This window comes from Blautia sp. AM23-13AC (assembly GCF_003435675.1).
Classification (GTDB): Bacteria; Bacillota; Clostridia; order Lachnospirales; family Lachnospiraceae; genus Fusicatenibacter; species Fusicatenibacter saccharivorans.
This window is the reverse complement of record NZ_QTUL01000003.1, coordinates 193,539-217,951: the sequence shown is the minus strand read 5'-3', so window position 1 is coordinate 217,951 and position 24,413 is coordinate 193,539. Positions and strand designations below refer to the sequence as shown.

Here is a 24,413-nt window from a genome sequence, read left to right as displayed (position 1 = left end):
AGATCTTAATTATAATGAAAGCGATGCTAGACATCATATCACAAAAGATGGAAAACCGGTTCCGTAGATATAGAGACTATTGTATAAAAGGAGAAAAATCATTACAGATCGAAAATGAGCTTTTAAAATTAGAATCACAGTATAGAGTAAATACTGTACAGCGTGAACAGAAAATCATAGTATCATTAACTAGTTTTCCTGCGAGATTTGAAAAACTTCATCTCGTTATCAGAAGCCTGCTTGTTCAAACAATGCCGCCGGATGCAATTATATTATATCTAGATGATGATGTTGTTGTTGAGGAACTACCGGATTCCTTAAGAAAATTAGAAAAATACGGTCTACAAATAGAATGGCGTCATGGGCGGATAAAGCCACATAAAAAGTATTATTACGCTATAAAAGAACATCCCGATGATATTGTTGTAACGGTGGATGATGATGTGATGTATCCAGCAGAGTTGATCGAAAGTTTATATAAAGCACATCAGAGATTCCCGGGTTGCGTCGTAGCGACACGAGCGCATAGAATATTATTTAGTAACCATAAGACGATTAGAAGCTATAATAATTGGCATTGGGCGGATGAACATCGTAATAAGCCATCGCTAGCACTTATGGCTACCGGAGTTGGTGGTGTTCTGTATCCACCATATTGCATGAGCGAAGAACTTTTGAATCAAGAATTGTTTTTGAAGTTGTCTCCCAATGCAGATGATTTGTGGCTGAAAGTTATGCAAATAAAAAAAGGAACAAAGGTTGTTTTGTGTGATAGTAAAGTGTCGCATATGAGAGCAGATATTCAAGGCACACAAGAACAATCTTTGAATTCAAGTAACGTGCATAAATGCGTTAATGATGAATATATGGAAAGAATGATTCAGTATTTTCATTTAACAGCAAATGATTTCGGTTGCTAAGACAAAAGGATAATCAACGGGGAAAAGGTTTAATGGATAATTCAAGAACAAAAAAATCAATAAGGAATACAATAGTTGCACTTGTTGAGCAGGGAATATATACTGTTATGTCTTTTTTTTGCAGGACAGTATTTATTTATTCGCTGGGAAAAACTTATTTAGGATTTAGCGGTCTTTTTAGCGATATTTTAACGCTTCTATCTTTGGCAGAGCTTGGTGTCGGTACTGCGATTCTATATTCCATGTACAAGCCAACAGCTAAAGGTGACCACAAACAAGTGACAGCTTTACTTAATCTCTATAAGAAAGTTTATAATACGATTGGCGTTATTATCACGGTTGTTGGCCTTTCATTGACGCCGTTCTTGAAATATCTGATTTCGGATATTCCGGATATGCCGGAAATACCGCTGATTTATATTCTTTATCTATTAAATACAACAGCGAGTTATTTCTTTGTTTATAAGAAGAGTATTCTGATTACAGATCAAAAAAGCTACATTGCTTCGTTGACATATATATGTACGACTACATTGCAGAATCTGCTTCAAATTGTATTCTTACTGACGACACATAATTTTATTATTTATCTTTTGATTCAAATTGCGTGTACGCTCGCGAATAATATTATTATTTCCGTTTACGTTAATCGACACTATTCGTACTTAAAGCAGTATAAAGATGAACAGCTGTGTAAAGAGGACAAGCAAGTAATCTACAATAATGTTAAAGCGATGTTTGTCAGCAAGATTAGTTCTGCAGTTGTTACGTCAACGGATAATCTTCTGATTTCAAAGTTTGTCAGTACGATTGTCCTAGGCTTGTATTCAAATTATACTCTGTTTACGACAATGCTTCGTACAATTCTCTCAAGGATTTTTGAGGCATTGACAGGAAGCGTTGGAAATCTTGTGGCACTTGAATCCAGCGATAGGGTATACAAGACTTTCAGAAAAATATGGTTTGTTAATTTCTGGTTGGTATCTTTTTCCTGTGCAGGACTATTTGCCCTTGTGAATCCTTTTATTACTCTTTGGGTGGGAGAATCGTATCTGCTGGAAGAGAAGGTTGTGTTCATTGTTTGCTTGAACTTGTACATGCGACTCATCAGAAATACATTTTTGACATTCAATGATACATACGGCATGTTTAAGCAGCTGAAGCCGAAGTGCATTGCAGAAGCTATTATTAATTTGACGGTATCACTACTTTTTGTTGGGCCGATGAAGATGGGCATATATGGAGTCCTGCTTGGTACATTTGTAAGTAATATTACAACGAATTTTTGGTACGAGCCATATTTGCTCTTTAAGAAGTTTGGGGTTAGTCTGAGAAAATATTTCCTGCTGTTTGGAGAATATATTCTGTTAACAGCAATAAGTGCAGGCACAATGTTCTGGGTATGCAACTACGTAATTGCTTTGAATGGGTGGATTGGCTTTATCCTCAAAGTTGCGGTTACATGTGTCTGCATTAACTTGTTCTATATTGTAGTGTTTGCAAGGACGGATGAGTTTAAGTATTTTTTGGAAATTGTCAAGGCAAAAATTAAAAGGTAAAGACAAATGGAAAAAGGTAACAGATTGCAATCAGTTGATATCGCAAAAGGAATTTTAATTATATTAGTGGTTATTGCGCATGCACAAGTTGACATGGTTCATGATATTATCTTTATGTTCCATATGCCTCTTTTCTTTGTAATTTCTGGCTTTCTTATGAAACGAGAAACGCTGGTAAAGGTTGGGTATGTACGCGGAAAGATTAAGCATCTGATGATTCCATATATGACATATTTAGTGCTTGATATGCTGCTTGTACGAAAGACACTTTCTGTACACGATTGGATGTATGCTATTTGGGGTGGTCGAGCAGTAACAGGTGTTTACTGGTATATAACCTGTTTTATCTTCACCATTTTTATGCTCACTGTTCTTTTGAGAAAATTTTCCGACAGAATAGTGAAAGGTTTAATTTTAGTGGGGGGGTATAGCGATTCTCGAATCGCACCTTCTGGATAGGGTTCATTTTCTGAAGTTTCCTGGTATTCCGTGGAATCTGGATGTTGCTTTGATGGCACTTGTCTATGTTGGAATTGGGTTCTTTTATAAGGATAAAATTAAAGAACTACTGGAATGTGATTCAAGGAGATTCGATTTATTGTCAGGGTTGATAGCGGTAGCTTTATCTCTATTCTGTTGGTTCATTTATAGAAATGAAAATCAACTTTATTATTTTGATATGAAACCAGTGTACTACAAAGAATTTATATCGGCATTATTGATTCCGTGTGCATTTGGAATGGTGCTCGCAAGGTTGGTTTATTGGATGCAAAAAAATAAATGGCTAGATAGCTGGAATCGTTTTTTTGTACTTTGTGGGCAAGCAACTATTCCAATCATGTTTATGCACATCCCACTGAATCACTGGAAAACTGAATTGGCCTATGGTCGTTGGATTTTTGTATTGATTGGAGCAGGTTTACCAATAGTATCAACCATTTTGTTCCACAGTAATAGAGTTATGAGGAAACTCTTTGGATTACCGAATTTGTGAAAAATTTCCTTGTGAACTAAGATGTTGCTGAACGATGCGGAAAAAGGTTGAGAGGAATAAAATAATGAAAGTAGCTTTTTTTATTGATGATATCACAAAAGATGGAGGGACTGAGAGACGCACAGCAGTTTTATCTGATTTGCTTGCTGGCAGGGGATTTGACGTTTCTATTCTATCAATAAATGCAAGTAAAAATAGAAGCAAATATGAGATAGATTCTAATGTGAATGTCAAAACGTTTAATTTGTAAAAAATTGAAAATGCTGTAAGTAGACGTATGAAAACATTCAAATACTTAGGACATGAAATTATGGGGGGGGGTACGACGTAATTGTTGTAGTAGATACCTATAAGTCTTTATGCTTTGTTCTGTTTGTGCCTTTGTTGAAGATGACAAAAACAAAACTGATTTCGTGGGAGCATTTCAACTATAATTTTGGCGATAAACATTCCCCACGATGGTGGGGAAGAAAAGTTGCGGCAAAAATAAGCGACGCTGTTGTAGTTCTATCGAAAGCTGATTATGATGTATGGAAAGCTGATGTAAAACAAAAAGAACGTCTGAAACAGATTTATAATTTTCCTTGTTTTGATTTGAAAAAGCCTCGATTTGATGTTGAGTGCAAAACTGTTTTAGCGGTTGGTAGACTTGAAGAACAAAAGGGATTCGACTATTTGCTTGATATATGGAAGCTTATAGAAAATGATAAAGATTTTAATGAATGGAAGCTTCAGGTAGTGGGAAGCGGCTCTCTTGAACAGCAATTACGCGATAAAGAAAATAATTTGGGACTGAAAAGAGTAAAATGGTTGCCTTTCACAGAGCATATTGAGGAGTGTTACAAAAACGCATCTATCTATGTGATGAGTAGTCGATTTGAAGGATTTGCGCTCGTTTTGCTCGAAGCAAAAGCCTTTGGTCTTCCTATAGTTAGTTTTGATATTAAAAATGGACCAAATGAAATTGTGCAGAATGGCGTGAATGGTTATATAGTACCACCTTTTGATATAAGTATGTTTGCTGAAAGTCTAAAAGTACTTATGAAAGACGATAAGCTGAGAGCACATTTTACAGAAGATTCTCAGAGAAATATGTACCAGTTTTCAAAAGATAAAATTGTTGCAAATTGGATTCAGTTGTTAGAAGAACTTACAGAGTAGGAAGAGACATACAAAAATGAAAACAACATTACTTATCATGGCGGCCGGAATCGGCAGCCGCTTCGGAACAGGAATTAAACAGTTGGAACCAGTTGATGATGCTAACCATATCATCATGGACTACTCAATCCATGATGCGATTGAAGCTGGTTTCAACCATGTGGTATTTATTATCCGTAAGGATATCGAGAAGGAGTTCAAAGAGGTTATCGGCAATCGCATTGCCTCCATTTGCTCTTCTCATAACGTAACAGTAGACTACGCTTTTCAGGATATCAACGATATTCCGGGAGTTCTGCCGGAAGGTCGTACTAAGCCGTGGGGAACCGGACAGGCCGTGCTTGCAGCGAAGGCCGTAATTAAAACTCCGTTCATCGTCATCAATGCAGATGATTACTATGGCAAGGAAGGCTTCAAGGCTGTCCATGAGTATCTGGTGAATGGCGGCAAATCCTGTATGGCGGGCTTTGTGCTGAAGAACACCCTGTCTGATAATGGCGGTGTGACTCGTGGTATCTGCAAGATGGATGAGAATGGAAACTTGACTGAGGTTGTGGAAACCAAGAACATCGTAAAGACTGCAGATGGAGCAGAGACAGACGGTGTGGTTGTTGATGTGAATTCTCTGGTATCCATGAACATGTGGGGATTGACTCCGGAGTTTCTGGATGTACTGGAGGAAGGCTTCAAAGAGTTCTTTGAGAAAGAAGTTTCGGGTAATCCTCAGAAAGCCGAGTATCTGATCCCTATCTTCATTGGAGAATTACTGGAGCAGGGCAAGATGTCTGTAAAGGTTCTGAAGACTAACGACACCTGGTATGGAATGACCTACCATGAGGATGTCGCAGCAGTAAAGGATAGCTTTAAAAAGATGCTGGAGAACGGTGTGTATAAGGCTGATTTATTTGCAGACTTGTGATATACTTGAACCATCATAACAGGAAAGAGGTTTGTGTCCTATGCCTAGAACTAAAGGTAGCAAGAATAAGCCCAAAACTGTGACTGCAGATTTTGCAACACAGATTGCAGAAAAGCAGTCCGCGAAGGAAGCACTCGTAGCCGAGATTGCATCCATCACTGCAAACATTGATACTTTGAAAGCTGACCTGAAAGAAAAGAAGACTGCTCTGAAGAAAGCTGAAAAAGAAGTGGCATCCCTGGAAGCGAAGAAGGCAAAGGCAGATGCTAAGGCCGCTGAAGAAGCAAAGAAGGCTGAAGCCGAGAGTGTGGTTAAGAGATTATTAGCCAGCGGTGTGAGCGCAGAGGAGATTCTGGAAAAGCTGAAATAAACAAGGAACCCAAGAAAAAAATAAATGCCGTGTGGACAAACTGAACTCCAGGAGTTCACACGGTATATTTTGAAGGTAGTTATATAGCTTATAACGGAAATAAAAAGGAGCGTGAGAACAATGAACTTATCAAAAATACATCACATCGCAATCATCGTATCCGACTACGAAGCTGCAAAGGATTTCTATGTGAACAAGCTGGGATTCTCTGTCATAAGAGAAAACTACCGCTCGGAGCGTAAGGACTGGAAACTGGATCTTCGTGTTAACGAACACACAGAGCTGGAGATTTTCGCTGAGGAAAATCCTCCGAAGCGTGTGAACCGCCCGGAGGCATGTGGTCTGCGTCATCTTGCGTTCTGCGTAGACAGTGTAGAGCAGACGATGAATGAACTGGCAGAGGTAGGGATTGAATGTGAGCCGATCCGTGTGGATGATTATACCGGAAAGAAGATGACATTCTTTCACGACCCAGATGGACTGCCGTTGGAGCTGCATGAGTAAAATGAAGAAAACAAGAAAACCAGGCGGTGGTCGGAAGAAGCTGAAGCCGGAGTACGATGCCGGGAAGAACCTGAAAGAACAGATGGAAAGTGCAGTGGCGCTTTATGAGGAAGACTGGTCTTCGATAACGGTGCAGAGTCCGTCAATAGATTTCCTCATATCCGTGTAGCCACAGACAATGTAGATCTTCTCAAGTCCGGAAACATCGCCTAACATGAAAACTCCTGAAGCATGCGAAAAGTCCTGGTGAGCAGAACAGGATCCGCATCATTGCTGATGCGGACTGTGATATCCTTCATAGAAACTTCAATCGTATGTGAATTGTCAAGGTTCGAATTTAGCATCTGCGATGCGGTATGCTGTTCCGGAATGTGATCCGGAACAATGTCAATGGGAACCACGTCCTGTTTCGGGCGTGGAACCTCAAGATGACCATAATTCGCCGCTGGGATCTGATCCGCTGCTGTTTTCCGACAACGGCTGACCCAGTTGTAAAAGGTGCTTACTGCAATGTCGTTTTCACGACACCAGTCAGCATCTGTCATGCCGCTCTGACGGCATTCATTGATAAGTCTGATCTGTTCCACCATCGGAACGCGGGTCTTGCGAATACCTGCCATAACCTATCCTCCATAATTGTAGTGAAATAATCTAAGTATCTATCAGCTGCAATTATAGGGGAAATCTAAGGATTTGAAAATCCGCAGGAATACTTGGCGCTTACCGTACAAAGAGCTGGCAAGTCAGTCGGACTTCGATCGATTCTAAAGGTTCGACTTATTTTACTTGACTTTGCAGACTATCTGATTTATTATACTCGTAAAGAAGTAACTTACGAGTTACTAACTCACGAGTATAATTATTGGAGGTGAGTAGATGAGTCAATTCTATTGCCGTGAGGATGAGCTGCGGAAACTGAATAAACGGTATGCAGGTGATAAGTTTGAGTGCATTGTCATCTACGGCAGACGGCGTGTTGGTAAAACGGCACTGATCAACGAGTTCTGCAAAGATAAGCCTACCATTTTCTTTTCTGCATTGAACACGACAGGAAAGGAAAATCTGGAAGCTCTCTCAAAGTCGATTATGAGTTTTGAGCGGCCGGATATGGAGTCTGCACCGGAGTTCAGGTCCTATGATGCAGCTTTGGATGAGTTGACAGCACTTTCAAAGGAAAAGAGGATTGTCTTTGTCATTGATGAGTATCCTTATCTTGCAAAAGCAAAACCAGCTATTTCAGCGATGCTGCAGCACATCATCGACCACAAATGGACAGAGTCCAAGATGTACCTGATTCTTTGCGGCTCCTCTATGAGCTTCATGGAGAGTCAGGTGCTTGGAAAGGAAAGTCCGTTGTATGGCAGACGTACTGGCCAGTTTAAGATTGAGCCGCTAGACTATAAAGAAACCGCTGTGTTCCACCCAAATCTGTCTGCAGAAGACAATTCCCTGATTTATGGGATCACGGGAGGAGTTCCCCACTATATCAATAAGTTGGATGTGCGAGATAGTGTGGATGAAGCTCTGTTGGATAATTTCTTTGACCGCTCCAGCTATCTGTATGAGGAACCGGGGAACTTACTGAAGCAGGAACTCCGGGAGCCGGCCATTTATAATGCAATCATTAAAGCGATTGCAGAAGGTGCTTCCCGAATGAACGATATCAAGATGAAGGTCGGCGAGGAAAACTCGGTCGTATCGAAGTACCTGAAAACGCTGATCGACCTTGGCATTGCGAAGAAAGAAACACCGATTACAGAAAAACCGGGTAAGAAAACCATCTATCTGCTGGCTGATAACTTCTTCCGTTTCTGGTATCGGTTTGTGCCAATCAATATGAGTGCCATTGACTCTGGCAGAATTGCAAAGACCTATCCACACGCTGTAAAGCAGTATCTTCCTGATTACATGGGTCTAATTTATGAGAAGATGTGTCAGGATTACCTGCTCTATTATTCGGATAGCCTTCCTATTGAGCTGAGTGAAATCGGCCAGTGGTGGGGGACAGACCCGAAGAAGAAAAAGCAGATACAGATTGATATCGTCGGAACTCCTGTTGAGGGCAAAGACTATATCATCGGTTCATGCAAATACCGGAATGAGAAAATCGGTGTGGATGAACTCGATTTGATTCGGGATTATGCCTCAGTTTTTGGAAAGGGCAACAACTATCACTACTATATCTTCTCGAAAGGCGGATTCACAGATGGACTTCTTCAGGCACAAGAGCGAGGTGAAGTTCGGCTGATAACGCTGGAAGACCTTTACAAGTAAAAATTCTAATCAACCCTGCTGGTGAAAGCTGGCAGGGTATTTTTAGTTTGCGCGCCATGGGCGCGCTCTAACGGGTGAAAGTCCCGAACACGCCTAGGCGACAAGGAAGTGTATAGCTGAACAGCAAGGGTGTCTATCGTAAGGTAGAATCTGAAGGAAGCTGTAAGCAAACTCTTGGTCTGACGGACAGAAATCACATATGAGGCTAGGTTCCGCTTGGTAAGTCTGCTAAATAAGACAAAGCCGTAAAGTTGCCGTTTGTAGGAACCGAGTAAATGTGGCGGATATATGAGAGGAAAGAGCGTGCACCTTAAGCGTGGAGGTCTCACAGAGGTTTCATTAGCCTAGTAACAACGAACTGTGAGAAGTCAGCCGAGCCCATAGTAGCGAAGAAGTCTCTGTAATGGAGATGGAGCGAAGGGGCGAACAATCAATAAGTTTGAGTATGTCTCGTATTGCAGAAATGACAACATCTGCCGTAACCAATCGGGAAAAGGGTGGTCAAATCAAGCGAGACGGAAAGGAAAGAACGCATGGACACAAGTAGTCTAATGAAGCAGATACTATCCAGCGATAATCTCAACAGAGCATATCTGCAAGTCGTACGAAATAAAGGTGCCGAGGGAGTGGACGGAATGAAGTACACAGAACTTAAAGAACATCTTGTAAAGGACGGCGAAATTATCAAGGAACAGTTGAGGACAAGAAAATATAAACCTCAACCAGTACGAAGAGTGGAGATACCAAAGCCAGACGGTGGTGTCAGAAACCTGGGAGTACCAACAGTAACAGACAGATTCATACAACAAGCCATTGCACAGGTCTTAACACCAATCTATGAGGAACAGTTCCATGACCATAGCTACGGATTCAGACCGAATAGATGTGCACAGCAAGCAATCCTAACAGCACTTGATATGATGAATGATGGTAAGCCATTTATCTTGAAGTGTCTGAGAAGACGGAAGCTGCCAAAAAGGCTGGATGCCGGGTTTCCGTTTCCGGAATGTTGAAATTTTTAGGTGTCTCTCGCTCAGGATATCTTGCATGGCTCCACCACGTACCTTCTGATACAGAAAAACGTCGTAAAGCTGTAAAAGCAAAAATACAGGATATTTATGATAATTCCAAGCAGAACTACGGTGCTCCGAAAATCACTGTAGAACTTCGAAAAACTGGTGAAGTCATTTCGGAAAGAACCGTTGGTACATATATGCGCCAAATGGGAATTCGTGCTCAGTGGAGCAAACCATGGACGATCACCACAAAAGATTCCGATTTTAGCACTGAATTACAAAATATCCTTGATGAGCAATTTAATCCTGATCGTCCGAATGCAGTCTGGTGTTCGGATATTACCTACATCTGGACAATAGATGGATTTGTCTATCTGACCAGTGTTATGGATTTATTTTCCAGAAAAATTATAGCCTGGACGCTTTCAGAAACACTGGAAGTATCTTGCGTGATTGATACTATAAACAAAGCCAAAGCTCGCCGAAATATCGATCAACCATTCATTATCCATTCGGATCGTGGCAGCCAATATGTTGCAACAGGCACGCATCAAATCCACAAATCTGGATTACCTGAATAAACTGACCAAGCTGGATCTGCTTGTGATCGATGATTTCGGTCTTATGGATCTCGACCTTGATAAATGCCGGGCTCTCTTTGAAGTCCTTGACACCAGAGATGGAAGAAAATCAACTGTAGTCATCTCACAATTTCCAGTCAGCACATGGTTCGATATGTTTGCCGATAACACCTACGCCGATGCGTGTCTTATACGAATCACGGATAAGCACCATACGTATCGTCTGGAGATGAACGGTATAAATATGCGTGAAACAGAATGATGTAATCTAGCGGTACTTCGTACCGTTAAAAATGGAATAGCCGTTCCGCAGTAGCGGAACTGGCGTTCCGTTTAAGCGTAATTTGCAGTGTACGATGAACACGTCAAATATCAGAAATTATAAACCAAAAGATTTTGCTGAATTATTAGGGGGTTCGGTCAAAACGTTGCAGCGATGGGACCGGGAAGGAATTTTAAAAGCCAACCGTACTCCAACAGACAGACGCCATTACACTTATGATCAGTACCTTCAATTTAAAGGAATTCATACAGAGTGGAGAGTATTGGGGTCAGACCCTCTTATGATTTTCTTACAATGAATTTGCACTTTTTAAAAGGAAGAAAGCTGCTTATCACGGCCGGTGTGTATGAATCGGAAGTGGCGGAGAAGGTACAGGATACCTTTGAGAAGTATCGAGAAACACAGAGTTATAAAGAAGCCATCCTCTCAACCGCAAATACTCTTCAACTTTCCAAAGCCTCCGTCACCTCATACCTGCCATATCAGAAAGGCGTGTACTTCCCGAGTACAGCAGATAAAGAGAAAATCAGTGTTGGAGCAGAGCGGCAGCGGAGATACAGAGCGATAAGAAAACTGAGATCAGAGCCGACAGAGGAGCACCTGTGGGAGACGGTCTTGCTTTATTGTGGTGTGCAATTTAAAACCTATTCCGGCTTACCCTTTACCTATGAAATACGAAAGGGCAGAAGCGGCGAATATACAAAGGAATTGTGGATCGACCGCCGAGGGAAGAGCAAAAGCCTGGCGTGGAGTTCTGTGCTGCTGGCACTGGGGAATATCAAAAAGGTAGGAGAAGTAGTTGAACGACCAAAGGCTCTGAGTGACATCCGGGGTGTGACTTACATCTATGGGATGTTCTATCGCTTCGGACTGATCGATGTGCCGAAAGAAGTGAAGGAAAAGAAAAATGATCGAGGCAATAAAAAACAGAAGAAGGGAAGAGAAGATATGCTTGAAGAAAATATAAAATTTTTTAGGAGACTTTAAAAATCCTATCATTTATGATATGATCTATATAATATATGCGAGAGGAAAAATATATGGATTACGATATTGAAATGAATAAGAAGGATTACCAAAGAGAAAAAGAAGCTCGTGCGAAGCGGTTGGAAGCATATGCGGAAGCGATTCAAACGATCACTTTGCAGAAATCGTCCAAAGTGATAGAAGAACTTATAGAGGAGAGACGCAGGCAGGGGCTGACACAGCAGGACTTAGCGGATATGACGGGAATTCTTGCACCGAATCTGGCGCGGCTGGAGAGCAGAAAAAGGGTTCCAACACTGGTCGTGCTGCAAAAATACGCTTCGGCGTTAGGAATGCACATTGAAGTAAAATTGTGTGATGGAACAGAAGAGGAAAGATATACAAGATCAGATGTGACAAATCAAGAATATGATACCGATGTGAAACGGGTGGCGAAGCCGGTATAGGTGAATATATGCAAAAATTATATGGGAAAATCTTTTAGTTATACGAGAAAACATATTTGATAGTAAAGGGGCAAAATACAAATGAAAACCAGACGAATCACCTTAGAAACGCATCTGCACAAGATAGCAGAATATGATGAAACTGTAAAAAATCTGGAAAGTGTATTCAATATTCAGAAGCAGAAAGTTATAAGATATATCGGCTCTGTCGTTACATCGTTTCCCACTTATAGTACGCACGATGCCGTTCATTCCATGAATATTATTTCAGCGATCGAAAAGATTCTTGGACAAAAGACGATTAAGAAAATGTCGGGCATTGATACGTTTTTAATCTTAATGTGTGCTTATATGCATGATACAGGAATGCTGTATTCGGACGAAGAAGTGAAACAATTATGGGAAACGGAGGGATTTCAGGATTTTCTCACTTCTGCCAGAAAGAGAGAAGATGAAGTAGGAAGAGCTGCGCGGAAGATTGATAAGGCAGAAAAAGGAGAAGGATGTTCGGTTCTTGAAGTACGCCGTTCTGTTGCTGTGATTCTGATGGAGTATTTCCGCCCAAGACATGGCCAGAGAATCAAGCATGTGACAGATGCCAGAACAAGTGAATTTGGTTCATTACTGTCGATAGATGATTCATTCCTGCCAGACAGAATTATTCATAACATCTATCGGATATCCATGGCGCACAACTGGTCGTTTGAGGATATTTTAAAAGAAATGCCATTGGCAGATTCATTCGGTGTTGAAGAATTCCATCCGAGAATGGTTGCATATCTGATCCGTATGGGCGATTTATGTGATATGGATAATAATCGTTTTAATGGTGTTGGAATCAAAGTATTCGGCAATCTCGGAGAAGAAAATCTTGCACATTATTTCAAACATAAGAGTGTAGAGACTTTACATATATCTTCGGATGGGATAGTAGTTGTTGCCAATGTCTGTTATGATATGATTCAGAGGGAATGTGAAGAGAACTGGCTGAAACATATGGAGAAAGCAGAACGGGATTCTGCGCTGAAAAATATATTTCAGAATACGGTGAAAGAGCATATTAACTGGAAATCCTGGCTGGAGCAGGAGGTTACTGCAGGAAAGATGCATTCAATGGAATTATTTCCAGAGAAAAAGTTTATTTCTGTTCCTGAACTGAAGTATAAGATTTTGATTGACGGAGAGGAATCTGAATCTACACATAAAAATCTGAAGTTTCTTTTCTCATCTGAAAAGGCATTTAAACTGATTGAAGATATCAGCATTTACCAGAATAATAAATTGATTTTTGTGAGAGAACTGATACAGAATGCACTGGACGCAACAAAGATGCAGTTATACAGGACGTTGTCTGCGTATGGCTTTCAATTTAATGAAAAAACATCGCCGTTTGATGTAGAAAGAGCATATCCCAATATTTTTGAGGAACATGCGATTATGATTCACACAGACTATAGTCGTGAAACGGGAAAAGTTTATTTTTCGATTCGGGATAAAGGGATTGGCATCAGCATGGATGAGTTTAAACGTAATATTCTGACAACAGGACGAAGCTGGCCGGAACGAAAAGAATACCAGGATGAAATCAAAAGAATGCCGGAATGGCTGAGACCGACAGGGGCATTTGGAATTGGACTGCATACGGTATTTTCAGTAACAGATTCCCTGACGATACGAACTAAGTCCGATAGTGAGAACAAGGCAAATGAGATGACATTATATTCAGGGAAAAAAGGTGGTTATGCATTTTGCAAGAAAACGAATCAGACTCTGCAAAGGGGATCAGAATTTAGTTTTTCGTTTCTGTTAACGGAAGAACTGAAAGAATGGGTAACCGGAAGTAATGGTGGAAAATTGTTTCTCGAAAATGTAAATGATGGAATACAAAAGGAAATTAAAAAGATAATGGAAACGTGGTGCGTAACACCTATGGTTTCCATCTATGCGGATCAGGATTATGGAATACCAGCTTTTTCGCAGTCGACCTGGTACAATGAACTGAGCAGAACAGAAAAAGAAAATCAATTGATTGATCAGTCTGTCGAGTCAGAACGATATCATTTTGCGTTTACAGATGACTACCGGTCGATAATGGTGTGGGATCGGGAGAAGGATTGTGCATTAAGTTTTGGAATGGAGAGCATGGAAGGAAATAACGTTTGCTATAAGGGGATTCGTCTTACAGAAAGGATGGAATCTGGCAAATGCAGTGACAGCTTATATCTGAATCAGATGGATGTGCTGGATGGTGCAGGAAATGATTGGGTGGACGCAGCAAGAATGAAATTATCTCTGGCAGCACGCAGAAAACTGGAAAGCGTTGTGGAAGAGGCTACTGCATTTGCAAAAAGAATATATGTTTTCATGTTGGATGAATTTTATCAAGACAATGATATTAGAAATCTCACAAATGATATTGATGCAATGGCAAATAGAATTTATCAGAAGAAAGAGATATCATTGAAAGAAATATGGACAGAGGGCTGTGAACTTAAGAAAAAATATTGGGGAGTGCCAGAGTGGTGGAACCATAAAATGCTTACCAGAAAGATACTGCCATATTTTTTAATTGTAAAAATGTTAGATAAAAGCATAAAACTGTGGGATCCAGAGTCTGGGATGGAAGAGGTGCAGCATATATTTTGCCTTGCAGATCAGTTGATTAAAAGATGGAAAATGGATTGGAACGGAATGCACGGGGAATCCTTTCAACAGTCGTATTTTGATCAGCAGATGAGAACTCTGCTGTGGCATTTTCTGCAGATTGCAGGAATTGGATTTTCCTATGTTGCGTTTGAAAAAGTGAATTTTGACGATAACGAAAAAAATACGTTGTTTGAATATAAAAATTTGATTACGCAGAAAAGCTTTCAATTTTATCAAAAAGCATTTCCGTTCTGCTCGCAATGGAAATTTACAAAAGATATGTATCAGTGCGTAGAGGAGAGTGCCATAAGCGGGTTGATTCGATGGCGACCGGAATTCAGGAACAGAGTTCCGGATTTTATTAGATGGAAATATTGCCTGCCGAATTCGGCTTTGGATAAAGTGTTTGTGGAATGGAGAGCAGAGCACTGTTTTTCAAATGTAAAACCGTTGGAAATATTCCTGAGATTTTCAGGGATTCCTGAAATTGTATTAGACATACCAGGGGAAAACTGCCCGATTGGAGAAAAAGAGAAAAAAGTATGGCGTAAATTCTGCACAGAGTCCTATCTTAACTGGAAACTGTTTTATCGAATCAGACCATTATCTGAAGTTGCAAAAGATATGCTGAATAAAGAGACGATTGTTTTAAGGAGACCATTTACGACATATATAAGTGAACTGTTTCCGGTTTTCCACAGAATGTCTCTTGTAAGTATGGACGAAAGAAGGATGGAATTCAGCATTCATAACAGTAACACACACGGAGTACAGATAGATTCACAGACGAAAAAGAGAATATTTAAAGAATTCTGGAAAGAAGTAGAGCGGAGCCATGATCCGAAGGGATATGTGGCTATGATTGGAATGGAAGAATATCCGATGCTTGGAATTGAAAATGCAGAAGAACAATATCATGCACAGATTGGAATGCTGGCGAAGTATCCGGAGATACCATTATGGGATTATGGGGCAGGAATCAAAGCGTTTATGGATCAATTCATTGGATGTCCAATTGATGAAAAGAGTCAGGAAATTATAGATCGTATTATTAATTCAGAGGGTGGAAAGGCAGTGATTCATTACATCGCAGTGTACAGAAAAAAGACGGGAGATGATGTGAAAGAAGAGAAAATTGAGACACAGTACAGGGAGTTTTTGAAAGACTTGATTTATTGTTGGGCAGATGGAAGATGCACGTTTGGATGAAAAAACGAAAAATAACAGTATACGAATCCCTGCCATTTTGATTCGCGGAGTTGATATTATGCCATCATTAGCATCATTTACGAGAGTATGAAACTTTTCTGTAAAATAATGTTTAGAAGGTTTTTCTGTGATGCAATAAATATCGTTAGGAGGGTCTTTATTATGGAAAGACAAAAGAAACCTGTATATCGAGTACAAATTTTCAAAACGAAGAAAAATTCTAAAATAAGTTTGTAATTATTTTAGAAAACTGGTATACTTAATTTGAAACATGGCAAAGCTTATGTTAAGCTTGAGCTGGCTTTATGAAGGAAGTGAGTGCTTTGAACATTAAAAAGCTAGTTTTTAAAAATTTCAAGACATTGGAAGAGGTGTCGTTTGAGCCGGGACGTGTAAATGTTTTTATTGGAGCAAATGGCTCTGGAAAAACAACAATCCTTGAGGCTATTGGTTTGCTTTGTGCTGCTATGACAGATCGAGTAGATAACGCAAGTATGCAGCGGAAAGGTATTCGTCTTAGTGTTCCGGGACTTTATAAGTCGGCATTCTCCGATTTAAGGAGAAAAGCACCAACCATCAATTTTGATGTGTCTTGGCGACAAAATGAAAAGAACTATCAATATGGAGTCAATTTGAATGTTCCAAATGAATCGGATTCAGCCAGACGAGACATGTGGCGTTATCATTCGGAAAAATTGACTGTAAATAATCAAACACTGTGGGGAAGAAGCGGTGCATCAAAAACAACATATGATCCGTATGTGGGGTTACTGATGCTCGAACCTAATGAAGAACTTGCTGAGGTTAGACCGGAAATTGAGAAGTTTAAGAACTATGCGATTTATCAACCTAACACACAAGCATTGAGAGGAACGCTCCCTGATCCGTATCAGGTTAATCCTATCGGTTTGTGCGGAGGCAGACTTGCAGAGGCAATTGAAGAAATCATGAGGCAAGATGAAGACGGTGAAAGCTACTTGCAGAATCTTCCACTGGATGAAGTCTTGGAACTGATCGATTGGGCAAGTGGGTTTGATGTGACTGCACCTAAAAAGTCAAGCGTAAATGCTGCTGTTCCGACGACGAGAAGAATTTTGGAGTTCCAAGATCGATATTTGACTTCAAAAACAAGCTTTACCGCTTACGATGCCAGTGAAGGAGCGTTGTATGTTCTGTTTCTTCTTTGCTTGGCATTGCACCCTGATGCACCGGGCATTTTTGCTGTGGATAGTTTTGATCATGCAATGCATCCTAGACTTGCGAGAGAGACGACAAAGCTGTTCTGTAAAACAATTCTGGAACAGGATAAGACTGTTTTTGTAACAACCCACAACCCTCTGGTTTTGGACGGACTTGATTTAATGAATGATGATATAAGATTGTTTGCAGTAAACAAAAGCAGAAAATCAGGTCACACATCTTTACAGAGAATTCAGGTGACTAAGGAGTTAATGGATTCTGGTTATTCTCTGTCGAGATTGTGGACAGAAGGACGGTTAGGGGGCGTACCAAATCTGTAATGAAAACGATAGGAATTGTTGCAGAAGGCCCACGGGATTTTGAACTGATTGCAGCAGTCATTGATACAATTACCAATGAAGAAAACAATTATCAAATGATTCAGCCAGAACCCAACATGATCGGACAGTTTGGAAATGGTTGGAAAGGTGTCTGGAAATGGTGTGAAGACAATCAGGGAAAGCTGAAGGCCTATATGCATTCCTTGACACCAGTACTTGATCTTTTGGTTGTCCATATGGATGGAGATGTCCAAAGATGCGAGAAAGAAGTCCATTGTGTTTGTCAAAGGGCACTTTGTGATGCGCCGGAAGGAGCACATCCGCTTACCTGTGAAAAAATAATTGGAGATAGAAACGAATGTCCGGTTGCGTTACCGTGTGAACACCATGGAAATACTCCAGATGCAGAGGCTGATTTTTTAAGAACATTCATAGGGACGTTGTTGCTTCCGGAAGATGGACTGGCTGTGAGCTATATGATTCCGTTTGATGCAACGGATACATGGATTGTGGCAGCCTGTGATCAGTACGATGATTATGAAACATTACTTGATCCGTGGGTTAACATCATTGCACATTCACCGCAATATCATGGAGTGAAAATTAAAAATCGTCCTAAAAAAGAAAAACGGACATACGAAAAGTTAATTGAAACTGTTTGTGAAAATTGGGATGATGTGGTTGCAAAATGTCCACAAGCAAAACGGTTTGATGAAGATGTGCGTGATTTTTTGATTGAACAGAAAACAGCAAATGTGTGATAAACGGGGCTTCTTTTCGCTGAGGAAAGTGACTGAAGCACATCCGAATCAGTATTATTTTGAGCGAATTGATACATGTGATAATGCGTTGGTTCGCTCTTTTTTTGCCCAACGGAAGGAAGCATGAAGGCTGTGCCTCATACCGCATGAACCACAGACAGCACCCAGGTGTAATCCGAAGTGCAGCTGTGGCTTATGCGGTTTTGTTTCTGAAACTGGAAAATATTGGACTGAATAAAATAAAAGTTTCCGAAATGGGAAAATATTTTGATGTTCTGCGTATAATATGCCATACTGAGAAAAAAAGAAGAAATGGAGTCACACCAGAACAGATGATATCATCGACTGGCTTTTGGGATGATGTCACTGTGTAAAAACTACCTCAAAGATCGTTCCACCGGACGGGCTGGACTGAACGGTTATTCTGCCGTCATGTACGCGCACGATTTCACGAACCAGGGCCAGCCCAAGGCCTACTCCGCCAAGCTGGCGGCTTCTGGATTTATCTACGCGGAAGAATGGTTCAAATATGCGTTCTTTTAATTCAGCCGGGATTCCGCTTCCGGTATCTTCTACGGACAGGCAGATGTTTTTTCCGCTCCGGTATGCGGTTACGGTAACCTGTCCGCCGAAATGGTTGTATTTGATTGCATTCTCAACAAGATTGTATACCATCCGGTAAATCAAAATGTCACTTCCGACCATAGTGGTATCTTTACAGTTCCCGATCAGTTTTATCTCCTTTTCCTGGGCAAGCGGTTCCAGATCCACCAGTACTTCATCGACAAGGGCGTCAACGGCAATGGTTTCATCCCGCCCTATCGTTTGAAGCTCACTCATATCGAGCAGTGTCTTGACCATTTTGCTGAGCCGGCCGTTTTGCTCTGTCACCATTTTCAGTGTTTGTAAGGTGTCGGCGTCATTGCCCGGATGCGGGGTGGAATGGTATAAATCGAGCTGTACCTGCATGACAGACAATGGGGTTCGAAGCTCGTGTGCTGCATTTGCCGTAAATTGTCTCTGGATTTCAAAAGCATCTGCGAGACGTTCCAGCATCTTGTTATACGAAATACGAAGCTGGTTCAGCTCTTTTACTTTGTTTTCTTCAATGCGCGAATCGGCCAGATTCTGTGCCTGCACCTCCTCAATTTTTTCAGAGAACTCACGAATGGGCCGAAGTGCATGACCACTGATAAAATAGGTAGCGACACCGCCAAGAAGGGCCAATAAGGCGGAAAGGATCAGACTGTTTCTTTTGTAGTCTGCTTTGTTGTTATACACCTGCACAGAGAAATCTCTGGCAAATTCATCCCAATTGTCCTCCGGAATGCTGATATAGATTTGATCGGAACCGTCTGCGGTACCGTCTCCGCCCTGATCTCCGGCATCATCGCCCCGGGCATCTACGGTCTCCTGCAGGGAATCGATATAATAAATTCCGTTTTTATAGACAAGCAGGGTCAGACATCCACAGATGACCGCAATATACAGGGTAATGATACAGGTAAGTCTCCACTGCAGTGATATTTTTTTCATCGGTCGGACTCCTCTCGTATTTGATATCCTTCGCCTACTTTATTCAAAATCGGATCGTATCCAAGTACCGCCCTGAGCTTTCGCCGAAGCGAAGACATATGGACGCGGATGGATCCGCTGAAGCTGTCCACGGAGGCATCCCAGACATGCTCGATCAATTCTTCCTGGCTTACCGGTCTGCCAAGGTGAAGAAGCAGATATTCCAAAATTCCGTTTTCTTTTCTTGTCAGGGAAACCAGGGTTCCGTTGGCATAGGCCTCTCGTTTGATGGTATCGAATTTGATCCCGCCACTTTCCAGACAGACATCCTTCTGCACAAATTTTCTTCTTGTCAGACTGCGGATCCGCGCTTCCAGCTCCTGCAGATGGAACGGCTTTTCCATATAATCATTTGCCCCGGCATCGAGTCCTTCTACTTTGTCTGCAATCTGTCCTCTTGCAGATAAGATCAGCACCTTCGTTTCTTCGTTTTCCTTCCGGAGTTCTTTTAGAAGATCCATTCCGTCCATGCCGGGCAGATTGAGATCCAGGACAATCAGATCATAATTTTCTGCCAGGATGCATTCCAGAGCCTCCGCGCCATCATAGCAGGTATCTACCTCGTACCCGGCGGCGTACAGACTTCTGGCAACTGTGTCACACATTTGTTTCTCATCTTCCACGATTAATAATCTCAAAATTTTTTTCACCTGCCCATTTCTTAACAATGATTTTACAACAGCTATTGTATAATATCAGAGTCAGCTGGTCAATCAATAAAATCAAAGGAGCAACCACATTTTGAAATGCAGAAAAATATCTCAAATTGTTTTAGTTATCACAGGCATAGCAATGATGGGCTATGGCGCCGTCAGAGGGGAAGCGGCTGCTGTGCTTGGGAAAGCAATTAAATTATGTCTGGAGTGTGTCGGAATTGGATAAGAAAAAGAAGTTACTATCAAAGAAAATAGCCGGAATACGCGGGTGGATCCAGGCAGCGGCCACACTGCTTACCAATCCTCATATCCCCAATTTTTTTCAGGGCAAAATATATCAGGGCAAAGCGAAAACGGTATGCGTACCGGGACTAAACTGTTATTCCTGTCCTGCCGCGACGGGAGCGTGCCCCATCGGAGCCTTTCAGGCGGTTGTCGGATCATCCAAATTTAAGTTTTCCTACTACATAACCGGGTTCCTGATTTTACTCGGCGTGACACTGGGAAGATTCATCTGTGGTTTTTTGTGTCCGTTTGGATGGTTTCAGGATTTGCTTCACAAAATCCCCGGAAAGAAATTCTCTACGGCCAGACTGAAGCCGCTGCGGTATCTGAAATATATCATCCTTGTTGTTTTTGTGATTCTTCTGCCGATGTTTGCAACGAATTCGATCGGGATGGGAGATCCGTTCTTCTGCAAATATATTTGTCCGCAGGGCGTTCTGGAGGGGGCGATCCCGCTTTCCATCGGAAATGTCGCAATCCGGTCTGCACTGGGCAAGCTGTTTTCGTTTAAATTCGGTATTCTGATTACGGTTGTCGTGCTCAGCATCTTGTTTTACAGACCCTTCTGCAAATGGATCTGTCCTCTTGGGGCAATCTATTCCTTATTTAATAAGGTAAGCTTTTTACATATCACGATTGAAAACAGCAAATGTGTCGGATGCAATCAGTGTTCCAGGGCATGTAAAATGGATATCGACGTGTGCCGGACCCCAAATCATCCGGAATGCATCCGATGCGGAGCCTGCATCAAGGCCTGCCCGAAGGATGCGATCCACTATCAGTTTATGGGAAAAACGTGTCAGAAAAAGGACACCGGAGATCAACAGTCAGAGATCAGAAACCATTGATTAGCAGCAGATCACGAAGCATCGAAGGATGATATTGAATTTTTGTTTTTTACATTATACTATCTTAAAAGGAGCCATAATTTATGAAAACCAAAAGAACTTTTATCCCTGTTTTTACACTCAGCGTAGCATTATTACTTACCGCATGCAACGGAAAAGAGGCTGCAGACACAAAGAAAACGCAGACAACCCAGACGGAGTCCGGCACAGAAGCTGTTACGGGATCTGTTGCGGAATCCGGAACCGAAACGGCAGGGGCTTCCGGCACAAAGCTGGACGATTTATATCAGCAGGAGAACCAGATTTTTTCAGATCATGCGGATGTATGGAACAAGGTGTTTGGCATGATGAATAAAAGCACGGCTGATCCGAGCGGAAATTATGGGGATTATCTGGCAGACACGGTTGAAGCCAACAAGGACTCTTTTTCAGAGGACGAGCTGAATACACTGACGGATGATATTGCAACGATACGAAAAATCGAGGAACAGATAGCGGAAATGGAAAACGGCAATACAGCATCGGAAGATACCGACGCGAAAAACGATTCCGAAGAGGCATCTCCGTTCCGGGATTTCTCGGGTCAGGATTATGATGGCAATACAGTTGACGAAAGTCTGTTTTCCAAAAATGCGGTAACGGTCGTGAATTTCTGGTTTACCGGCTGCAAGCCTTGTGTTGCTGAGTTATCCAAGCTGAACGAATTAAACGATGCAATCAAATCCATGGGAGGCGAGGTTGTAGGCATCAACACAGAAACCTTCGACGGAAATCAGGATGCGATCAAAGAAGCAGCAGCGGTTCTTGAAAGCCAGGGTGCGAAATACCGCAATCTTTCCATTGACTCTGCTTCCACTGCAGGAAAGTATGCTTCCGATATTATGGCATTTCCGACCACAATCTTAGTCGATCGAAATGGAAATATTGTGGGAGAACCGATGCTTGGCGGAATCGACAATCAGGAGAATTATGATACGCTGATGAAACAGATCCAGTCTGTGATAGATGCAGACAGCGCGAAGTAAGACGAGAGCTGCGGCGTTTTTTGGGAGAGAAAATGGGAGTGCGAAAAAACAAAGTTACGTTTTTTCGCACTCCTTTTCATAACAAGATTTTAAAAAAATACATTTACGAAACGATGTACTGTGCTGTACCTGTCCCGAAAAGCTGCTCGGTGCTTAGAACAAGAGCTGAGGTCACACGGCGATTCCCCACATATATGCACACGTTTTCGGAACCACCAGTAATCCGACCTTTGGTTTTGATAGCAGCCATTTGACAAACAACAGCCGGGTTCCTGCTCTGCGAAAGGGCAGAAAATAAGGAAAACTTTGCGCAATTAAAAGGAGCATACCGCATCAGCGATATGCTCCTTTTGGACTACCTGGGTAAATATTATTCACAAAGCTTGGAGAAAGCGTCAGCTACGAACTGAACCTTTGTTCCAACGATAACCTGTACAGAGGTTTTGCCAGGTTTGATCACGCCTGCCACACCGGCAGATTTGATTACCTTGTCGTTTACGGCAGTGATATCTTTCACTTCCAGTCTCAGTCTTGTAACGCAGTTATCAATGCTTGTGATGTTTTCTTTTCCGCCGCAGCCTTCCAGAATTTTAGCTGCGATTGCGGTATAGTTATCACTTGCCAGTTCTACTTTTTTCTCTGCTTCGAGATCGTCATCTTCGCGTCCAGGAGTCTTCAGATCCCATTTCTTGATAGCAAACAGGAATACGAAGTAGAATACGAGGAATGCTGCGATTCCAAGCGGAATGATCAGCCATATTTTCTGTGCTGCGGGCAGTGAGGATGAGAACAGGAGGTCCATAGCACCGGCGGAGAAGCTGAATCCTGCACGGAAGCCGAGAGCAACTGTGATCATAGTAAAGATACCATACAGTAATGCATAGATTACGTACAGAACAGGAGCAAGGAACATAAATCCGAACTCAAAAGGTTCTGTAACGCCACAGATGAATGCGCAGACTGCAGCAGAAGCTACCAGACCGATCGCAGCTTTTTTCTTTGCAGGTTTTGCACATCTTACCATAGCAAGTGCAGCACCAGGAATACCGAACATCATACATGGGAAGAATCCGGACATGTACATACCAAGGCTCCAGGTTACATCAGCAGATGTTTCACCAGCCCAGAAGTGCTTCAAGTCACCAAGACCGATCGTGTCAAACCAGAATACATTGTTCAGAGCGTGATGTAATCCGGTCGGGATCAGCAGACGGTTCAGGAATGCATAGATACCGGCACCGACAACATCAAGGCTGACAATAGATTTACCGATTGCTACCAGAGCACCGAACAGTAATGGCCATACCAGTAACAGAACAGCAGATACAACGATAGAAACAACACCGGAAACAATTGCTACACAGCGTTTGCCGCTGAAGAAGGATAACCAGTCCGGAAGCTTGGTGTCTTTGAAACGGTTATAGCAGGCAGATCCGATGATACCGGCCAGGATACCGATGAACGGGTTTTCGATCTTGTCAAAGGCCAGCGTCTTTGTAGCACTCTCAGCGATGGACGGGATGATAGTTGTAACAACTCCGGTAGAAAGAAGTGTTGTGATCATCAGCCAGGATGCCAGAGCTGCGATTCCGCCGGTACCGTCATTCTTTTCTGACATACCGACACCAACGCCGATTGCAAAGAGGATTGCCATGTTGTCGATCAGAGCTGCTCCTGCTTTTACGAGAAACAGACCGATCAGGTTTACTACGCCCGAGATCTCGCCGCCCTGCATCGTTGCCGGACACAGCCGGTATCCGATACCCATCAGGATACCGCAGATCGGCAGTACTGCTACAGGAAGCATGAGGGCTTTCCCTAGTTTCTGAAGAAATTTCATATATTTCTCCCTCCTTAAAAGATAATTTATATAA

24 protein-coding genes and 3 pseudogenes are annotated in these 24,413 nt (G+C 41.9%); 22 read left to right on the top strand and 5 right to left on the bottom strand.

Going from position 1 to position 24,413, the window contains the following annotated elements:
* The first annotated feature begins 14 nt into the window (after nucleotides 1-14).
* From DW642_RS05745 to gloA2, 9 genes are all read left to right on the top strand, one after another.
* Complete coding sequence (locus tag DW642_RS05745) at nucleotides 15-920, top strand: glycosyltransferase (RefSeq protein ID WP_117509563.1); 906 nt, start codon at nucleotides 15-17, stop codon at nucleotides 918-920.
* A 32-nt stretch (nucleotides 921-952) separates the two neighbouring features.
* Nucleotides 953-2,479: a lipopolysaccharide biosynthesis protein gene (locus DW642_RS05740; RefSeq protein WP_117509562.1), complete on the top strand. Its 1,527-nt coding sequence runs from the start codon at nucleotides 953-955 to the stop codon at nucleotides 2,477-2,479.
* 6 nt (nucleotides 2,480-2,485) lie between these two features.
* Complete coding sequence (locus DW642_RS16210; RefSeq protein WP_242991135.1) at nucleotides 2,486-2,938, top strand: acyltransferase family protein; 453 nt, start codon at nucleotides 2,486-2,488, stop codon at nucleotides 2,936-2,938.
* Between the two features lie 52 nt (nucleotides 2,939-2,990).
* The gene (locus DW642_RS16205; RefSeq protein WP_242991134.1) at nucleotides 2,991-3,473 is read left to right on the top strand and encodes a hypothetical protein; all 483 of its coding nucleotides are present in this window, start codon (nucleotides 2,991-2,993) and stop codon (nucleotides 3,471-3,473) included.
* 64 nt (nucleotides 3,474-3,537) lie between these two features.
* Nucleotides 3,538-3,723: a hypothetical protein gene (locus DW642_RS05730; RefSeq protein ID WP_117509561.1), complete on the top strand. Its 186-nt coding sequence runs from the start codon at nucleotides 3,538-3,540 to the stop codon at nucleotides 3,721-3,723.
* Between the two features lie 140 nt (nucleotides 3,724-3,863).
* Nucleotides 3,864-4,634, top strand: a complete 771-nt coding sequence (locus DW642_RS05725; protein WP_117509560.1) for a glycosyltransferase family 4 protein — start codon at nucleotides 3,864-3,866, stop codon at nucleotides 4,632-4,634.
* 16 nt (nucleotides 4,635-4,650) lie between these two features.
* Nucleotides 4,651-5,553: a sugar phosphate nucleotidyltransferase gene (locus DW642_RS05720; protein ID WP_117509559.1), complete on the top strand. Its 903-nt coding sequence runs from the start codon at nucleotides 4,651-4,653 to the stop codon at nucleotides 5,551-5,553.
* Between the two features lie 40 nt (nucleotides 5,554-5,593).
* Nucleotides 5,594-5,923 carry a hypothetical protein gene (locus tag DW642_RS05715; protein WP_117509558.1) on the top strand — a complete coding sequence of 110 codons (330 nt, stop codon included), beginning with the start codon at nucleotides 5,594-5,596 and terminating at the stop codon, nucleotides 5,921-5,923.
* Nucleotides 5,924-6,043: 120 nt separating this feature from the next.
* Entirely contained in the window at nucleotides 6,044-6,427 is a 384-nt protein-coding gene (gene gloA2, locus DW642_RS05710; RefSeq protein ID WP_117509557.1) for an SMU1112c/YaeR family gloxylase I-like metalloprotein, read from the top strand.
* 102 nt (nucleotides 6,428-6,529) lie between these two features.
* On the opposite strand, the gene DW642_RS16760 is transcribed toward gloA2, so the two are convergent.
* Nucleotides 6,530-6,586 (bottom strand): hypothetical protein, encoded by a 57-nt coding sequence (locus DW642_RS16760; protein WP_442857742.1) that lies wholly within the window; start codon nucleotides 6,584-6,586, stop codon nucleotides 6,530-6,532.
* A gap of 50 nt (nucleotides 6,587-6,636) precedes the next feature.
* Nucleotides 6,637-7,047 carry an IS66 family insertion sequence element accessory protein TnpA gene (gene tnpA / locus DW642_RS05700; protein WP_242991132.1) on the bottom strand — a complete coding sequence of 137 codons (411 nt, stop codon included), beginning with the start codon at nucleotides 7,045-7,047 and terminating at the stop codon, nucleotides 6,637-6,639.
* Between the two features lie 256 nt (nucleotides 7,048-7,303).
* Here tnpA and DW642_RS05695 point away from each other — a divergent pair, with 256 nt between their 5' ends.
* From DW642_RS05695 to DW642_RS05650, 10 genes and pseudogenes are all read left to right on the top strand, one after another.
* Nucleotides 7,304-8,701 carry an ATP-binding protein gene (locus DW642_RS05695; protein WP_112483362.1) on the top strand — a complete coding sequence of 466 codons (1,398 nt, stop codon included), beginning with the start codon at nucleotides 7,304-7,306 and terminating at the stop codon, nucleotides 8,699-8,701.
* Between the two features lie 533 nt (nucleotides 8,702-9,234).
* Nucleotides 9,235-9,648, top strand: a pseudogene (locus DW642_RS05690) (reverse transcriptase domain-containing protein); the annotation flags it as partial.
* A 59-nt stretch (nucleotides 9,649-9,707) separates the two neighbouring features.
* Nucleotides 9,708-10,298: an IS3 family transposase gene (locus DW642_RS05685; RefSeq protein WP_242991131.1), complete on the top strand. Its 591-nt coding sequence runs from the start codon at nucleotides 9,708-9,710 to the stop codon at nucleotides 10,296-10,298.
* Nucleotides 10,255-10,560 (top strand): annotated as a pseudogene (locus tag DW642_RS05680) (ATP-binding protein); the annotation flags it as partial. The gene DW642_RS05685 and the pseudogene DW642_RS05680, both read left to right, overlap by 44 nt.
* Nucleotides 10,561-10,669: 109 nt before the next feature.
* Nucleotides 10,670-10,822 (top strand): annotated as a pseudogene (locus DW642_RS05675) (MerR family transcriptional regulator); the annotation flags it as partial.
* A gap of 374 nt (nucleotides 10,823-11,196) precedes the next feature.
* The gene (locus DW642_RS05670) at nucleotides 11,197-11,568 is read left to right on the top strand and encodes a hypothetical protein (protein ID WP_242991130.1); all 372 of its coding nucleotides are present in this window, start codon (nucleotides 11,197-11,199) and stop codon (nucleotides 11,566-11,568) included.
* Between the two features lie 53 nt (nucleotides 11,569-11,621).
* Nucleotides 11,622-12,014, top strand: coding sequence for a helix-turn-helix domain-containing protein (locus tag DW642_RS05665; protein ID WP_022461287.1), 393 nt, complete (start codon nucleotides 11,622-11,624; stop codon nucleotides 12,012-12,014).
* An 81-nt stretch (nucleotides 12,015-12,095) separates the two neighbouring features.
* Nucleotides 12,096-15,869: an HD domain-containing protein gene (locus DW642_RS05660; protein WP_117509554.1), complete on the top strand. Its 3,774-nt coding sequence runs from the start codon at nucleotides 12,096-12,098 to the stop codon at nucleotides 15,867-15,869.
* A 323-nt stretch (nucleotides 15,870-16,192) separates the two neighbouring features.
* On the top strand, nucleotides 16,193-17,389 hold the full coding sequence (locus tag DW642_RS05655) for an AAA family ATPase (RefSeq protein WP_117509553.1): 1,197 nt from the start codon (nucleotides 16,193-16,195) through the stop codon (nucleotides 17,387-17,389).
* Nucleotides 17,389-18,150: a hypothetical protein gene (locus DW642_RS05650; RefSeq protein WP_022461284.1), complete on the top strand. Its 762-nt coding sequence runs from the start codon at nucleotides 17,389-17,391 to the stop codon at nucleotides 18,148-18,150. The genes DW642_RS05655 and DW642_RS05650 overlap by 1 nt, the downstream gene beginning before the upstream one ends.
* A 363-nt stretch (nucleotides 18,151-18,513) precedes the next feature.
* On the opposite strand, the gene DW642_RS05640 is transcribed toward DW642_RS05650, so the two are convergent.
* Both DW642_RS05640 and DW642_RS05635 read right to left on the bottom strand, forming a co-directional pair.
* Complete coding sequence (locus DW642_RS05640; protein ID WP_117509551.1) at nucleotides 18,514-19,686, bottom strand: sensor histidine kinase; 1,173 nt, start codon at nucleotides 19,684-19,686, stop codon at nucleotides 18,514-18,516.
* Nucleotides 19,683-20,330 carry a response regulator transcription factor gene (locus DW642_RS05635; protein WP_022461282.1) on the bottom strand — a complete coding sequence of 216 codons (648 nt, stop codon included), beginning with the start codon at nucleotides 20,328-20,330 and terminating at the stop codon, nucleotides 19,683-19,685. The genes DW642_RS05640 and DW642_RS05635 overlap by 4 nt, the downstream gene beginning before the upstream one ends.
* Before the next feature lie 133 nt (nucleotides 20,331-20,463).
* On the opposite strand from DW642_RS05635, the gene DW642_RS16640 reads away from it, so the two are divergent.
* The 3 genes from DW642_RS16640 (at nucleotide 20,464) to DW642_RS05620 (ending at nucleotide 22,539) form a co-directional block, all read left to right on the top strand.
* Nucleotides 20,464-20,607 (top strand): CD1871A family CXXC motif-containing protein, encoded by a 144-nt coding sequence (locus DW642_RS16640; RefSeq protein WP_055218540.1) that lies wholly within the window; start codon nucleotides 20,464-20,466, stop codon nucleotides 20,605-20,607.
* Nucleotides 20,600-21,514 carry a 4Fe-4S binding protein gene (locus tag DW642_RS05625; protein WP_117509550.1) on the top strand — a complete coding sequence of 305 codons (915 nt, stop codon included), beginning with the start codon at nucleotides 20,600-20,602 and terminating at the stop codon, nucleotides 21,512-21,514. The genes DW642_RS16640 and DW642_RS05625 overlap by 8 nt, the downstream gene beginning before the upstream one ends.
* An 83-nt stretch (nucleotides 21,515-21,597) precedes the next feature.
* A complete protein-coding gene (locus tag DW642_RS05620) occupies nucleotides 21,598-22,539 on the top strand; it encodes a TlpA disulfide reductase family protein (RefSeq protein ID WP_117509549.1) in 942 nt (313 codons plus the stop codon).
* Nucleotides 22,540-22,909: 370 nt separating this feature from the next.
* On the opposite strand, the gene DW642_RS05615 is transcribed toward DW642_RS05620, so the two are convergent.
* Nucleotides 22,910-24,379 carry a PTS transporter subunit EIIC gene (locus DW642_RS05615; protein WP_117509548.1) on the bottom strand — a complete coding sequence of 490 codons (1,470 nt, stop codon included), beginning with the start codon at nucleotides 24,377-24,379 and terminating at the stop codon, nucleotides 22,910-22,912.
* Nucleotides 24,380-24,413 lie beyond the last annotated feature (34 nt).